Source organism: Pseudoalteromonas sp. SWXJZ10B, from assembly GCF_015864475.1.
In the GTDB taxonomy this organism is placed as follows: Bacteria; Pseudomonadota; Gammaproteobacteria; order Enterobacterales; family Alteromonadaceae; genus Pseudoalteromonas; species Pseudoalteromonas arctica.
This window is the reverse complement of the sequence record NZ_JADYXD010000011.1, coordinates 83,086-98,283: the sequence shown is the minus strand read 5'-3', so window position 1 is coordinate 98,283 and position 15,198 is coordinate 83,086. Positions and strand designations below refer to the sequence as shown.

Here is a 15,198-nt window from a genome sequence, read left to right as displayed (position 1 = left end):
CTAAGAGCTATGCATGCTCTATAAAGCTAGCTTGGTTTTATTACCTAATTACAGAGTTGTTGGGCGTTTATAGTTATTTTGCACTGTTGCACAGCTCCCGATTTCCAATGCTGTATGTCTGATTGCGCAGTACAGCCTGCATCTTCAATTAAAGCAGTGTCAGCATCACATAAAAGTAATACGGCGTTATCATCTTGTACATCCACAATAAACGTGTACTAGTTAAAGGGCGTAAGTTTGCTTAAATCGTTATTAACGGCAGCTTTTAATAACTCATCAGTGGATGAATAGGGTGTTTCACTAAACTTTAAAGTGCCGTCTACAGCGGTAGCAATATCTTTTAATTGCGAGGCTAAATCGGCCATTATTTCTGGATTGTTATTTTTTGAAGTGTAACAACCGCTAAGTAATACAATTAAGCTTATGCAGAGTAAGTGTTTCATGCTATTTGCTCCATACCGTCATTGTGTTGTGCTCATCGTAGCCTGTGTCTAGGTTCCAGTTTTTAATTTCACTGTAATCAGTATCTAAAAATACGGCATTGGCAATAATGGTTATATAGTGCTGAATGTTACTAACGGCAAAGTCAAAAATATCGTTGTAATGCATTGGCTCGTGCGGTGTTTTTAGCTGTTCAATAAAAGTGGAGTCTACTTCGTTTGGGCGAGGATAAAACAAACCTAAATCAGCAGCAACATGGCGTGCACAGGCAAATAACCGATAGCTTTCTTCAGCATTATTTACTACAAACTGAAAACCGTTATGCCATGTATTAAAGTTAGGCGTGTGTTGTGCGGCGTAGTGTGGGTGAACTGTTAATAAAGCATGTTGCCAAATTTGTGCAATATCGGTATCAAAATTATCGTCTTTGTTAGTACAAGACCCAATATTTTGTTGTACGCGATCAGCGTAGCCTAACTCACCTAAATTTAAACGTTGCCAAATAAACGCATCTTGGTTCATTTCACAGGTACGGTGCGCAGTTTGGTTTTGCTCATATGGGCCAACTTTTAATTCAACAACTGGATGCACCGTTATATCTGCAGCAACATGGGCCATATAACCGCATAACCAAGCAAAGCACTTTTCAAATGCTTCATCTTCAAGTGTTTTACAGTATTCAATCATGGCTTTAAGTAAATCACCCGTGCGCTCGTAATGCATTAAATCGGCCCATGCATTTTGGCTAGGCTGCGCTACAGCTAAATAAGGGTAATCGGGGGCTACACAACCTAGTTCAAGGTATGCTTGACGTTTGCTTAAAATAAGTTTTGCCTTTTTAGGCATATCCATTTTAGTGAGTGACTTGGTTTGCGTTGCAATATTAACCGCAGTAATGTGCGCAAAAGCACCTGGCATTGTCATATCCCTATGATTTATAAATAGGGGTACAGATTAACATTGAGACAGCGTTAAATAAAGTTAACTAAATGCAAGTATAGGGTGGTTAAGGCTATTAAATTAATTGTTCAACTAATTGGCCGTTTTCGTATAATTTAGCAAATTGACGTTTGTGCTCTTCAAAAAGATAAGCTCTTAGTTGCTCTTGCCCGCTATGAATTTGAGTTATTTTTGCTGCAATCCCTAAGCTACTTTGCCTAACGGGTACTATATCCATTGATATACTTTCTTTGTTAGGCAAGTTAAAGCTCATGTGCTGTAATTTGTTTAAGCTTTTTCCATTTTTCAATGGTTTTAAAAATATGCCCGTACTGGAAATTGATTCAATATTAAAACCTTGGCTTTTAATATTTAGCTCACTCCAACGCCAACTTCGCTGAGTGCCCTTTGTATCAATTACCTCTGGTGCGCTCAAAGTGGGGTTAATTACACCTAACTCATCAATTTTTAATTGCAGGGGAAACCAAAGTTGGTAATTAGCAACTTCAGCAAGCAAAGTTAAATTTGCATGGGTAAAAAGGTGAGCAATACTCGCGGGTACAGAGCTTTTCATTGTAAGCATATGATTACGGGGAGAGCGCTGCTTTGTATTTGGTTTGAATAACTCAGCTAAAAAATTTACCTCTTCATTAGAAAAGTCCATATTCCACCTCAGTTACTAAAACAATGCACCACCGTAATTTAAACAATGGATTTGATCAATAAATGCTCGGTTTAAATTTGTTTAGTCAATATTTGCGAGAGTAGCTGGCAAACTAAACAATGTATTTAAATGCAGTGCTTAACCCTATCGCTTTTCAGAGACTTGAATTATTTAACATTTATAAAAATATATTTAGGCTCAAGTGGCTAGCTGTTAAACTGCAACACATTAGTTTTATAATTTATATTAGAGTTTACATTATGATATGTGCGTTTTTACGTAATCAACAGCCTAAATTACGAGTTATGTTAGTGGCGTTACTGGGTGCTGGTTTTTCAATAAATGCAGTGGCTCAAGAGCAAAACCAAACTTTAATTTTAGTGGGCTCAGAGCTTGCAACTTGTACTAGCGCAAAGCTTAATAACTGCGAAAAAGAGACTGTTGTTGAAGGTAAATTACATAATCTATATAGGGTTAATAACTCTCAAATAAAAAACATCACACAGCACTGGCCTAATAATAACGTTGAGGCAAAAACGGCTGTATTAAAAACACTTAAAACCTTGCTAGGTAAATCGTCAAATAGCGTATCTAAAACAGATTTATTATGGCTATGGCGCGATATAAATAACCAGCAATTAGAAAGCCTGACTCAGCAAGAATACAACTTTGTATTTGATATGCTAGAAGTGCCGCTACTTGATAAAAACGGTGAGCGCTTAAAAGAGCAAGTAAATACCGATTTTAATATTGAGGTCGCGACTAATAGTATTTTACAATTTGTGTCGGGCAGTTTAAAAGTTAATAACGCAAAACCCACCATGCTTGCTATTACGGCATCGAGCCGCGACCCTTATGAGTCGGCAGATGTAGCGCAGAGTCTTTTAGCACAATCAAATATAAGCACTCAATGGTTAGCACTAACGCCAGCACTTGCTAAAGCGATTACGAGTAACTCGTGCGATGAATTACCCGCTCTCAGAAATACATTAATGAATGTGTATAACCGGGAAGCAATTTATCCAGAGTACACAAAGGCCGAATACGCTTTATGCAAAAGTGGCACTAATGCACTTGTATCACTTATTAAAAATAGTACCGGTGTGATGTTTAATAGCGGTAATGCAGCATTAACTCACAAGGTATTATTTGATCAAAACAATAATCCATACCCGTGGACGCAAGCATTGCAAACTCGCCCAGTAATTGTAGGTGAAGGCGCGGGCGCAGCAATCCAAAGTAAAGTGACGGGTATGCTTACAAATACGACAAGCCTTGAGGCACTTCGTAAAGGTGAAAATAACACTAATGCTGGTGGACTTGGCAGCTTTAATTTTGGTGTTATAGATACTCAATTTAGCGAACAAAACCGCACGTTTAGACTCGCAGCTGCGCTAAATAATAGCGAAGCGAGTAATACTAAAACACAAATGCAGCATGGCTTTGGTATTGATGAAAATACAGCTTTGGTTGTTATTAAATCGCCAGAAGGTAGTTTAATAACCGTAATAGGCAAAAGTGGTGTAGTGCATTTAGCTAACCAAGGTAAAGCACCACCTGAGAGTAAGAGCTATAGCTACTCGTATTGGCCTACAAGCAGTGTAATTGAAATTACCAATAACACGTTTACTCTAAGCAAGCGCACAATAGATGAGGCGTTACCCGCTATAAAAATACCTCCACTGCCAGTGCAGCGTTTTGGCTCAATTTTAACAAATTCAAAACTGCGATCACTTACTCAAGCGATGTGCCTAAGCCAAGAGCAAAGTGCGGTAGCCCAACAAGATGAGTTTATAATTAGCCTTACTGCAACGAGTGACACGCAGTATCATCGCGTTAATGCAAAAGAGTTTGGTTGTGCGCTAAGCAATTTAGAGTTAGCTATAAAGTCGATTTAGTTACTAACCTGAGCCAAGGGTTTAAGTTTTTGGCTCTTCTCTATAAAATAGCCACCATAATGATTTAAAAGCCTAGCCAAGGCCTTACTAAAAGAGTTTTAAAATGAATAATGAAAATGACGTAATTGATACTTTAGCCGAACTAGAAAGCTTTTTAATAGATGTCGAAAACGGTGGTTTTGGACTTAAAGGTGTTGCCGGTGTTGGTATGGCTACTAATAACAAAGATGGCAGCCGTTTTGTTGCTGTGTTTGACGATAATCAAAAGCTACTTTTAGCACGCATGATTACAGAAGACGTATTCCAAACAGGCCAAGACATGGTACGTAATGGTGTAGGACGCAAGCACTAATACTGATACTAACTAGACTGAATAACTCTGCTGCAAAAGGAGTTATTCAATCTGTATTTATAAAATCAAAATATTGTAGTTTCAATTGGGATCAAAAGTCTATTTTCCAATCTAATTGGCACCATGGGTGCTCGTCATCAGCTAATATACTTTGCAATGTAGCAGCCGTATCATTTATTTTTTCAAATAAATCATGACTAAAATTAAAATCAGGGTTTGGCTCGCTGTACATTTCTTGAGTTTTAATTTTCTGCCATATACATCGACCAACCACATAACTAGTTGCATATTCTTGCCAGCTAACAAATAAGGTCTGTGCCAGTTTTCCAATATGCTTGAGGTAACACCATGCTTCTTCTTCAGTTAAAAAATTAATGGTAACACCACAACGACACAAAAAAGCATAGCGACCAATATCAAAAGCTCTAATACCACAACGAGCCAGTGAGATTTTATGTATTCCTGCCCAGTCAGACATAATACCTATAGGCGTATTTTGATAGGCGGTAAATTTATCTTCAATGTTGTATGTTGCTAATAAATCATTTCTGGTGAGTTCAGCCATGCAGCTCATAAAAACTTGGCTATTTGACGTGTTATAAAAAACATTTAAAGTTTCAATCAATTCTTCTTTTGTTGTAACGCCATAACCATTATCTAAAATACTTAAATTTCCTTTAGCAATAGCCTCGTCAGTATAGTTTTTATTATGATGTTTTAGGACATCCAATGAATAGCCATTTTGCATTGAAAGGTGCCCTGAGAGGCTAATAAGCCATAATTTTTGCTCTGAGCTTAAGTCCGTATCATCCTTAATTACACAAGGTACTTCACTTTGATTATGCATCTACAATCTCCTTTGTTGTTTGTAGTTTTAAGCATATATCGTTGTAATTAGCATGCATTGGTTGCCCAAGTTCAACGAGCTTTTCACAACACTCCACTGCAAATTCAAGTGAGTATATCCCAAGCCTCTGATCACCATATTTATCTGCAGCTAATAGTAATACGGGTATTGCTTCATTATATTGCTCTAACGCCGCTAGCGATCGGCCTTTGTAATAGTAAGCTTGTGGTAAATTAGAAAACTCGCTAATTGCAATGTTTACAAGCTTAATACAGGTATCAAAATCATCTATATCAAAAGCTAAGTGAATAAACTTTAAGCTCCAACTTGGTTGGTGTGTGATTTTTGGCATAGCTTGTTTAATCGCATAAATAGCGGCTTGTTTTACTTGCTTCTTAACAGCTTCGTTTTCGATATTTACTAATTTAGCCATTAACGCATGTAGCATTGCCCAAGCATATTGCTGTTTATACTCTAAATCTGGATATAGGGCATAACCCATTGGTTTAGTGGGTTTTCCATCATGGTCAGTCGCTGGGAGATCTAATGTTTTGAGTTCTAATTGTGAGTATATATTCTCTTGTACAGAACCTAGTACACGAGGGGTTTTGTAAAACTTATTAGGAGATGGCTGTATTTTTTTAGCTATAGTTTCCATTATCAAATTAAAATCAATTGAGTCTGGGCAGTAGATAAATAAATCAACGAGTAGTGGCCAAGGATCTACCAGCTTTTGTAAATGAAGATTCATAAAGGCGATAAAAACGTCAAATGCTTCATCTAAGCGTTCTAGCTTAGCAAGGCATAAAGCTTGCAAATAATTACAATTAGCGTCAAAAACCAAAGAGTATGTTTGAGTCGTTATTAACGCATCTTGATAGCGACCATTTTCAAATTGCAACGTCGCTATTTTAAGCGCGTTACTTTCCTCATTTTTTTTAAGATCTTTTATGTAGTGTCGACGAGCGATAATCAAAGCAGAGCGAAGATCTATTTCCTCAGGACGAATATAAAAATAAGAGTTTAAAAATATATAAGCTTTTTCATAATCTTTAAGGTGCAAATAACACAGACCAATCTCTTTAGTCATCTTCATCGCATAAAAACTTTTTATAAGTTCTCGCTGCGCAAGATAAATAGTGAGTGCAATATCATAGTTTTCAAGCTTAAATTCTGCGTGTGCTTGTAAATCTCGCAGGTGTTCTATGCTTGCATCGGTAGGTGGTGGTAATGAGCCAACTAACTTACTGATTTCTGTGTATGCACCCAATGTCCATAAATAGTTAGCCACATAAAGATACAGCGACTCGTCATTATAAAATACCAAATTGACTCGCTGCATTAATATCATTAGCTGCTTTGCTGTCAGCTTAGAATATATACATTGTTCTTCTATTAAGTTACGTAACTGAAGATGCTGATGCAGTTGTTCAAAGCTAATATTCACATCAATATTTGATGGTGAATTTATGCGCAGTGGTAGGCTCTGAATATAATGGTGCAGTGCAATAGCAAGTTCACGGTAGTGATTATTTTTACTAGTGACGAGTTCGCTAGAGATTTTCATACCCTCATCTAAAAACTCAAATACCGTGGCAGATAAAAAGTAATGCTCTGACAAGAAATCAATTAAAGTAAATAAGACTTGCTGACTTTGATCAACATCCCAAAATAATGGGGCTGAAAATAATAACTTCCATTGTTCTACATCGCTACGAGATGACACATTACAATATAATTCATTGAGCGCTATTTGCAGCTCTGCAATAGAGCGAACACAATTGAGTTCAATTGGTTGAGGCTTAACTATTTCAACTTCTGTAGATGCAGAGGAGGGCGCTTCTTCATCAAAAAATGACTCGTTAATAACCCCTTGTTTTTCGTGCTCGTCTTCAAATGCTTGATTGGGTGTTTTGTCTTCATTTTGAGCAGGTTGTTTAGCCTCTTTAATGGCTAACTCATATGCTTTGCGTAAATCTTTAAATTCTTGAGGGAACTCAGCTGGCGATGTTTTTTTTAGCAGCTCTGTATAAGCGAGTTTAATAAGGCGTTTATCTGTTGTGGCTTCAATGCCTAATATTTTCCAATGGTTCATTACTTCACTCTTTATTTAATGCATGTAATTTTTTAACTGAAACTATTTTTTATTAGTTAACTTTAATAACTAACTTTAATAGCTAATTTTAATAACTAAGATAGCGCTTTATATTTTCGATCATACGTTCTATTTTGTGGTTATCGTGTGTTTCCAATACTTCCATAAATTGACCAATCGCCTCACCAATTTCACGCCTTTTATCGCCTAGGTTTTCTTGAAACAAGCGCTCTAATTTTGCTTTAAATGCAGTATTTACCAGTTTATCTTTAGGCAAAACCTTAAGTGCGTTAAGTCGTGCAAAACGTTCACGCAATTCACTTTCACTCAGGCTTTCTTCATTTTCACCTACATAAGTACGGTATTTTTTGCCACTTGCAACATTAGTCACTTCAACCTCAAGTACACCATTCAGATCGTAGGTATAAGTTAAATATAACTCTTGTACTATATTTAACGGCTCAAGCTCTATTTCTAAATCACCTAAAAATACATTATCTTTAGGGAGGTAATGTTCACCTTGATAAATTTTAATAAGTACTTTTTCTTGTTCAGGGTGAGCTGAATAAACAGAACAAGTTTCACTTACGGGAATAGTTGCGTTACGCTCTATAATAGGTAAAAACTCAGACTGACCATGTTTATTATTTACCTCAACTCCTAAAGTGAATGGGCAAACATCAGTCATTATTACATCTTTTAATTCTTTATCACGTGCACTCATACCTGCCTGTATTGCAGCACCGGTAGCAATAGCATGGTCAGGGTTATATTGAGTTTGTGGTATACGTGAAAATACACGACTAATTTGCTGCTGAAAAATAGGCATACGTGTAGCGCCACCAACAAGAATAAGCCCATCAACGTCTTCAAGTGTTAAATCGGCGTCAGACATAGCACGGTTAATAGGAAACTTAATACGTTCTATTAACTCGCTACACAATGCACGGTAATCTTCGAGCGTGAGAGTATATGGGTATGTTTTTTCTTTATATTCAAAGTTAAAACTCGCTACTGGCTCGTTAGTTAATTGGCACTTTAAGCGCTCACACAAAGACCAAATATTACGGTTTTCACTATCTGAGAAAAAACCTCTGTATAAATCGTTCTTCTTATAAAGGTCTTCTTCAATTACGTTAGTAAAGTCGTTACCGCCTAAGTAGTTATCACCTGCTGAGGCGTGTATTTCAAAAATATCGTTAAACACCTCAATAACCGACACATCAAATGTACCGCCACCAAGGTCCAGTACTAAGTAAGTTTGCTCACAGTCTTTATTATCGAGCCCATAAGCGAGTGCAGCGGCTGTAGGTTCATTAAGTAATCGCTCAACTTTTAAACCTGCAAGCAAAGCAGCTTGTTGCGTTGCTTGGCGTTGTTTATTGTTAAAATAGGCAGGTACCGAAATAACGGCTTCAGTTATTGGCTCTTGCAAATAATGTTCAGCTTGCTCTTTTAGGCTTTTTAATAAAATGGCCGATAATTCCGTTGCGCTATAATTTTGTTCGCCCAATGAAAAGGTTTTATCAGTGCCCATAAAACGTTTAAATTCTGAAATGGTATGTGCAGGGTGTGTTGCTAATCGATCCCTAGCGGCTTGGCCTACAAGAATATAATTGTCTTCCGACAAGCCAACAATTGAAGGGACGAGCACATTGCCCTCCATATCTGGAATTAGCTTAACGGCGTTATCTTGCCAAATTCCAACTACGCTATGAGTTGTACCGAGATCTATCCCTATCTTCATTTTATTTCCCTTACAGAATGACTTAAATCATCGCTATGCTAAGTTACTTAATACAGAACCTTAAATTCAACTTAGTTTCGCACCGATATCATTGTACAGTTTAATTAAAAACCTATTATTAATATTTGATTGAAAATTATACGCTTAACTTTATTTTATTAAAATAGATAACGTTTTTGGTGAGAGTAAGAGGTCTTTAAAACAAGACACAGTGGTGCAGTGTAAACAGGTTGGTATTAAGATTAATAATAAAAAAATATGAAGTAGATATACAGTATTATCGAATTGCTGGAAGTAAAGTTTACTGATGGTTAGGTTTTGATTAACGAGGGTTGTTGTTTAAAAAGGAGTTAATTGGTCGGTATGGAGAGATTCGAACTCTCGACCCCTGCCACCCCATGACAGTGCAGTAAATGACCCTCTGTAGGTCTTTAATCATAAGCTTAGTTTGAATTTGTGACCCTAAAAGTGACCTTAAAGGTGACCCAGATTTTAAGCTGGAATTATTTTAAAAATATTTTATTAAACTAATTACCCAGCTCAATAATCAACCAAAACTAAGAGGCTAAAATAATCTATAGAACTGCTTATAGGCATCTACAAGTTCAGATGAATACCCTAAGTCACCATTAAGCGCTCCTGTTACGGCTTGCTGGTATAGTTGCTTAACCTTAGCGTCTTTATTTACAGCGTAAGCTACCCAATCAGACAAGTGGTTTACATCAATGCCTCGATGCTGCTCTTGAAGATAATCCTCAAAGCTATCCATGAGGTTATCGGTCAGCTGCTCTATCTCTTTTTGAGCACGTTCAGGTGATACTCCATAGCTTTCACTTAAATCATTGAGAGCTTCAACAGATAAAGTATTCCCTGCTAAAACATCTGATACAACGCTACTCGTAACTGATGAACCTAATACGTCTTCAATCTGTGCTGCTGTATTCATTGTCTCAGCATCGTCTATAAGATAAGCGTCAGGGCTATCGTAGGCTTCATCAGCTTCTTCAGGTTCAAACATTGCGTCAGCGTCTTCAAGGTAGTCTTCAAAGTTACCAGCATAAATAGACTTGCTTACTAAGCCTGCTTCAATCATGTGGTCTACTTGTCCAGTGATACCATTTACAGTAATCAAGGTGTCTGGTTGTATGTCTTCAAACTGTACAGGCTTACCTTGAGCTGTCTTAATGTCTGTCACTGCGTATTCATTGTTAGCTTCTTCAAGGTGTTCTTCATGCTCTAATAGTTGAGCTACTTGTTGTTGTGTTATAGGGCATAGTTCATCGTAATGAATTGACATAAAGTCCTCCTTATCATTGATTAATATAATTTAATTAGTGACCTCCTGAGAGGTGATATAAGATCGTGTTATTGTTTGGTGATGGGATAACTTAGAGTTAGGCTTAAAGTCTTCTCAGAAGATCGTACAGATCGCTTAATGCGTGTTTGTTTGGTGAGGTTTAGAGTGCTTTAAGTGTTGCCCAAGTGAATTGCCCCACGGCCATTTATGCTCTGGATTTTTCAATAGCTAGAAAGTTTCCGCTTTCAAAAAGGTGGTCAAGCCGCCTGCTCTAGTAAGCCGTGGAACTCATCAAACGAATAACTACACACTTGCCCATCTAGTATTGCAAGTGCAGCCCTAATTACAGCACTGAAATGAATAGAGTCTTCATAGATTTGTTTATCCTCTATTGTAATATCAGGTGTATGAGGTGCTTTAAATGTGTAGTGTGTCTTACTGGTAATTAGTTCATCGAGTTCTTCTAGGTTAGCTCTTGCGGCATCAACTAGTTGTCCAGCCGATTGACTAGGTACAGACTCAATGTTCATCTTATCGAATGCCTCAACTACAGCCATTAATAAATCACTGTTAAGCCAAGCCGCATAACACAGAAGACCTTTCTTCGTGCCTAGAGTAGTCCAGTTAACTCGTTCTTTACTGACTACGTATTTAGTCACCATCACATCATCAGTAATGTTTAGTTCATCTCTCTGCTTGTTACGCCACTCACTAGGCCGTTTGTTTCCTTTAAGGTCATGTGGCGCTATAAATGCTCTCCATAAATCATTAAGGTCATACATGCCGTAAGGTGTCAAAGGTAGTTCAATAGTCTTGTTGTTGAATGTTACAGTTAGTTGTTTGTTCATAATTAATTTCCTCCAAATAAAAAGTATTCTGCTTAAGTCAGGGAGTCAGTTTAATTTGTGGTTAAGCAGCAGCTTCACTCGCTAAGCTATCAGCAAGCTCATTGCCTTCGATACCACTATGGCCTTTTACCCATGTAACGATAACACTCGGCTTAGACTGCTTGAGGTCATCAATAAGCAACCATAAGTCCTTATTAGCTACTGGCTTCTTACTGGCATTCTTCCAGCCTTTAGCTTTCCAACCGTCAAGCCATTCGTTGTAGCCTTTGCTAATCATTTGGTTATCTGTATGGATAACATCACAGCCATTGCTAAGCTCTAACCCTTTAATTAGTGCTAACATTTCACAACGAACATTGGTTGTAGTGCTTCCATCTTCAGGCTCAACTCGTGACTTAAAGGTGTCTATAAGCTCACCATTAGAACTATAAACAGCAACGCCAATACCACCATGCTTACAGCCAGCCTGATTGTTAGGGGCAGCTCCATCTGTGTATATCATTTTTAGTGTATTATCTTCATTCATAACTATTAATTCCTCTATTAAAGTAAGTTCATGTAAGCTTCTGTAAAACCCTATCAAAGACAACCAATAGATGAGCCTTATGAGGTCTTCAAAGTCGTCTTATTCGATCTTACAGAAGCTATTTAGTACATTAAATTATCTAATTACTTAGTTGCTGATAGAACATTGCCTAGCATCTTATTGACATCTTTAAGTTGGTCTTGGTCTGACTCAAGACGAGCTAACGAGACCTTACTTGATGTAATACGACGCCTCTGTTCAACTAAGTTTTTACGTATGCGTTGTGCTACATCATCTTCAAGTTCTTTAATTGATTTACTTCGTTCTGAAGGGCTTTTATCAACATCTTTACGTAGTTTTGCTATCTCAGAGTCACGGTACTTCTCAAGGCTTTTAGTTACATCAATAATTGATTGTTCACAGTGTTTGATAGTCTCATCTAATAGCGTTTTGTTATTGCTCTCGATAGAACGTATAAGCTCTTTACGTCTTTCAATAAGCATATCTATACTTGGCTCAGGGACTTCATAGAGAGGTCGTTTAGCTCCTTCAGGTAACTCTAAGCCTTCAATAGCTTGTGACCATATAACGTCTAAATGGCTGCTTACCTCTTTTTTGCTCATAAATACTTGAGTCCAGTAGTTAGACTTAGCGACCTCCTTAAACTCAGCTACAGCAGTGCTATAATTATTCTTTAGTTCTTTAGCTTTAGTCTCAGCCTCACGCTTATCTACTGCTTCTTGAGTGTATTTTATTTGATAGTTATCAAAGACTATTCTTGATTGTGCAGCGCTATAACCAGTTTTAGTTAATAGGTCGATACAGATAGCTTCAAGAGCATTTGTACGGTCGATTAGCTTACTGATTAATTGGTCTGCTGGTTGTGTAGTTAATTCTTCATTCATCGATTTGCTCCTATAAGTTTAATTATTCAAGTGGTTGGATTAAGATATTTGTTAGTTATTGATTCAAGAGTACGTAGACGCGCATAAGCTCCTATATGGCTAAGTGGCTCATTAGCATTCCGCTTAGCGTCATAATATTCTTGTCTAGCTTTAGCTAAATTAAGATGGTTGTAATAATAGCGATACCAAAGCGCCATGTTATTGGCTGAGATAAACGCTAAGTTGAGAATGGGTTCAAGGATTTCTAGCATCTTCAAGGCTCTGTTTGCATTTAACCTATAGCCCTTAAAGTTACCTTTATGTGTCTTGTGTTCAGGCATTCGAGAGCGACGAATAAAGCTTTTACGACATACAAATACAGCTAAAGTCTTTCTGTTAGGGAAGAGCTTTTCTTTATTGATAGCCGATAGATACATGCATACCCAACGTCTCATTGTTTCTTGCCTACCTTTGCGTTCAACTGACTGTTTTAGTAGATACAGTAATTGCTGCTTAATAGGTAAATCACCAAGCCTACGATGCTGTGATAGTTCTTTTAGATTCTCAGCGTCATCTAAAAGTGATTCAAAGGCTTTTTCGTAGTTGGATAAGTCAGCCTCTTTGTACCAGCGTTTACCAGCGTTAAAACCAAGAGCTAAATCTTGGTCGTAACAGGCATATTTACGATTAAGTGCTGGTGGAGTGAATGTAGGATGCCCATTATAGTGAGCTAGTTCTTTGTGACGCTTACAGTATGAAGAGTACTTTAAGTTGTGTAATGGCCTTGAGCATCCCCACACTTTACATGTAGTAGATGACACAGCCTTATACCTCGCTTAATAAATATTTGTATAAACATTCATTTATAATTGCTCCTGCTGAAGCTTTATGACCTCGCGTTTCTTGAAGTTTACCTTGATATTTCTTCAGCATCTTTAAGTTTGCCTCAGTAAGGTCAACACGAATGCTTGCGTTCGCTATGGTTTTATATGGTTTTGTTCTAGTGGTCATTAGTATCTCCTTTAAAGTGGTTTTTTAGAAAAATATTTAAGCACAGCCAAAGGAATCTTTTAGCAATGCTTAAGGTTATTAGGTTTATAAGAGTTAGCCTGTGAGTTGTCACTAATAGAATACACAGGCCTATTCTCTGCTTGGAGGAACTTCTTTGAATGAAGAATATGATAATTATTAACTGATACTCAGAGGCAATACTGAGCCAACACTTAGGCTTAGGCTGATACAAGTTAATTGATAAGAGAAGAGTGAGCCTAAGCACCTGTAGTTAATCATTGATAGATTAATTTAATAATACAGGTATATGTTTTATGTAAGTGATAGTCCTTAAGTACAACTTAATGTAACTTTAAGTCTTTCTTGGTGTTAGCCTATTAGTTGTTATATCTAATTATTCTTATATTTATTTAATTAGAGTGTTAAGACAATCTTAAAGAAGACTAAGAGATATAGGTGTTGGACTTAGATTTGATGACTTAGAGTTGCCCCCCTTACCCCCCACAATTAAGTGAGTAAGTAAGAGGGAACCATTCAAATTACCTATATAGCTTTGTCTTAGCGTTGGACTTGAGTTTGGTTGACTGGTCACTTGCCCCTGAGCTAATGCTCACCACCACAGAGTTAGTGACCGAGTGTTTATCTCTGTGATGTCCTATGGAAAATATGTATAGCTTACCTATTATCCTTAAGTCAGGGAGTCGCAAAGCCTTATATAACAAGGCCTACAGAACATTAGGAAAAACTAATATAACAGTTAACACTCAAGGGGAGCTAAGTTAAATTCTGAAGACCTCAACTCATCAACAAGATACGTCAAACCTCCCAAAGAATAACGCTAAGAAGCCTCTCTGCGATCTTCTAACAAGCTTTTTATTTCTAAGGAATATGAACGTACCAACCACAAAGGAATCGATCTTAAAATAACGCTGAGAGCCTTCTATAAAAGTCAATATGAAACTAAGTGATAGTAACTAAATTAAGTCATTTCTTTCTTAATTAACTGTACAGTAGACGGAGCAATTGAAAGCTCACTAGCCACCTTACGAATGCTTAAACCACTGTTAAGCGCGTCGATAACTTTCTGTCTATCTACAGACCTCTTTCTGCCCTTAAACTTACCAGCAGCTTTAGCTTTCTCAATACCTTCACGTTGACGCTCAAGTAACATTTCTCTTTCAAACTCGTAGACAGCTCCAAGCATCTGAAGCATTAACTTTTGCATTGGGTCTGAGCTACTACCAGTGAACGTTAAGCCTTCCTTGTGGAATCTAACAGTGCATCCAAGGCTGTTTATGGTCTCGATTAGACTCTGTAGGTCAGCTATATTTCTTGCCATACGACTAATATCATGCACATGAATAGTATCACCCTCACGTATAAAACTGATTAATGCTTTTAACTCAGGCCTTTCTCTATCTTTACCTGAACATTTATCAATAAATACCTTATCAAGCTTTACACCATCCAATTGCCTAGCTGTATTTTGCTCAACAGTGCTTACTCGAATATAACCAATTTGCTTACCTTGAAGTGAATGATTAGACATATTGACTCCTAAACCGTATCGATTTAACTCTAAGACCATTTAATTATTGTGTACTTAAAATTAAAAATCAAGTCTTTTCGATACACTTTAAGCTAACAAA

General features: G+C 37.2%; 16 protein-coding genes. 2 read left to right on the top strand and 14 right to left on the bottom strand.

Annotated elements, in window-relative coordinates; translation table 11 throughout:
• Positions 1-44: 44 nt before the first annotated feature.
• From I6F54_RS20335 to I6F54_RS11965, 4 genes are all read right to left on the bottom strand, one after another.
• Positions 45-206: a hypothetical protein gene (locus I6F54_RS20335; protein WP_231617024.1), complete on the bottom strand. Its 162-nt coding sequence runs from the start codon at positions 204-206 to the stop codon at positions 45-47.
• Between the two features lie 12 nt (positions 207-218).
• Positions 219-443: a hypothetical protein gene (locus I6F54_RS20330; RefSeq protein ID WP_231617023.1), complete on the bottom strand. Its 225-nt coding sequence runs from the start codon at positions 441-443 to the stop codon at positions 219-221.
• Position 444: 1 nt separating this feature from the next.
• Complete coding sequence (locus I6F54_RS11970; protein ID WP_165728862.1) at positions 445-1,359, bottom strand: zinc dependent phospholipase C family protein; 915 nt, start codon at positions 1,357-1,359, stop codon at positions 445-447.
• 97 nt (positions 1,360-1,456) lie between these two features.
• A complete protein-coding gene (locus I6F54_RS11965; protein ID WP_165728861.1) occupies positions 1,457-2,044 on the bottom strand; it encodes a hypothetical protein in 588 nt (195 codons plus the stop codon).
• Between the two features lie 260 nt (positions 2,045-2,304).
• Here I6F54_RS11965 and I6F54_RS11960 point away from each other — a divergent pair, with 260 nt between their 5' ends.
• Together I6F54_RS11960 and I6F54_RS11955 are read left to right on the top strand one after the other, a co-directional pair.
• The gene (locus I6F54_RS11960) at positions 2,305-3,942 is read left to right on the top strand and encodes a cyanophycinase (RefSeq protein WP_197119437.1); all 1,638 of its coding nucleotides are present in this window, start codon (positions 2,305-2,307) and stop codon (positions 3,940-3,942) included.
• Positions 3,943-4,045: 103 nt separating this feature from the next.
• A complete protein-coding gene (locus tag I6F54_RS11955) occupies positions 4,046-4,294 on the top strand; it encodes a hypothetical protein (RefSeq protein WP_007580368.1) in 249 nt (82 codons plus the stop codon).
• A gap of 91 nt (positions 4,295-4,385) precedes the next feature.
• Here I6F54_RS11955 and I6F54_RS11950 read toward each other — a convergent pair whose 3' ends face one another.
• The 10 genes from I6F54_RS11950 to I6F54_RS11905 all read right to left on the bottom strand — a co-directional run bounded on the left by I6F54_RS11950 (position 4,386) and on the right by I6F54_RS11905 (position 15,098).
• Complete coding sequence (locus I6F54_RS11950) at positions 4,386-5,141, bottom strand: DUF1266 domain-containing protein (RefSeq protein ID WP_024593049.1); 756 nt, start codon at positions 5,139-5,141, stop codon at positions 4,386-4,388.
• Entirely contained in the window at positions 5,134-7,236 is a 2,103-nt protein-coding gene (locus I6F54_RS11945; protein WP_197141520.1) for a CDC27 family protein, read from the bottom strand. The genes I6F54_RS11950 and I6F54_RS11945 overlap by 8 nt, the downstream gene beginning before the upstream one ends.
• Before the next feature lie 88 nt (positions 7,237-7,324).
• A complete protein-coding gene (locus I6F54_RS11940; RefSeq protein ID WP_197141518.1) occupies positions 7,325-8,983 on the bottom strand; it encodes an Hsp70 family protein in 1,659 nt (552 codons plus the stop codon).
• Between the two features lie 565 nt (positions 8,984-9,548).
• Positions 9,549-10,280 carry a hypothetical protein gene (locus I6F54_RS11935; protein ID WP_197141516.1) on the bottom strand — a complete coding sequence of 244 codons (732 nt, stop codon included), beginning with the start codon at positions 10,278-10,280 and terminating at the stop codon, positions 9,549-9,551.
• Between the two features lie 257 nt (positions 10,281-10,537).
• Positions 10,538-11,062, bottom strand: a complete 525-nt coding sequence (locus I6F54_RS11930) for a hypothetical protein (protein ID WP_197141514.1) — start codon at positions 11,060-11,062, stop codon at positions 10,538-10,540.
• Between the two features lie 127 nt (positions 11,063-11,189).
• A complete protein-coding gene (locus tag I6F54_RS11925; RefSeq protein WP_231617022.1) occupies positions 11,190-11,654 on the bottom strand; it encodes an RNase H family protein in 465 nt (154 codons plus the stop codon).
• 143 nt (positions 11,655-11,797) lie between these two features.
• Positions 11,798-12,559: a hypothetical protein gene (locus I6F54_RS11920; RefSeq protein WP_197141512.1), complete on the bottom strand. Its 762-nt coding sequence runs from the start codon at positions 12,557-12,559 to the stop codon at positions 11,798-11,800.
• A gap of 26 nt (positions 12,560-12,585) precedes the next feature.
• Entirely contained in the window at positions 12,586-13,359 is a 774-nt protein-coding gene (locus tag I6F54_RS11915) for a hypothetical protein (RefSeq protein WP_197141510.1), read from the bottom strand.
• Positions 13,360-13,363: 4 nt separating this feature from the next.
• Positions 13,364-13,549, bottom strand: coding sequence for a hypothetical protein (locus I6F54_RS11910; RefSeq protein ID WP_197141508.1), 186 nt, complete (start codon positions 13,547-13,549; stop codon positions 13,364-13,366).
• 979 nt (positions 13,550-14,528) lie between these two features.
• Positions 14,529-15,098 (bottom strand): recombinase family protein, encoded by a 570-nt coding sequence (locus I6F54_RS11905; RefSeq protein WP_197141506.1) that lies wholly within the window; start codon positions 15,096-15,098, stop codon positions 14,529-14,531.
• Between the last annotated feature and the right edge of the window lie 100 nt (positions 15,099-15,198).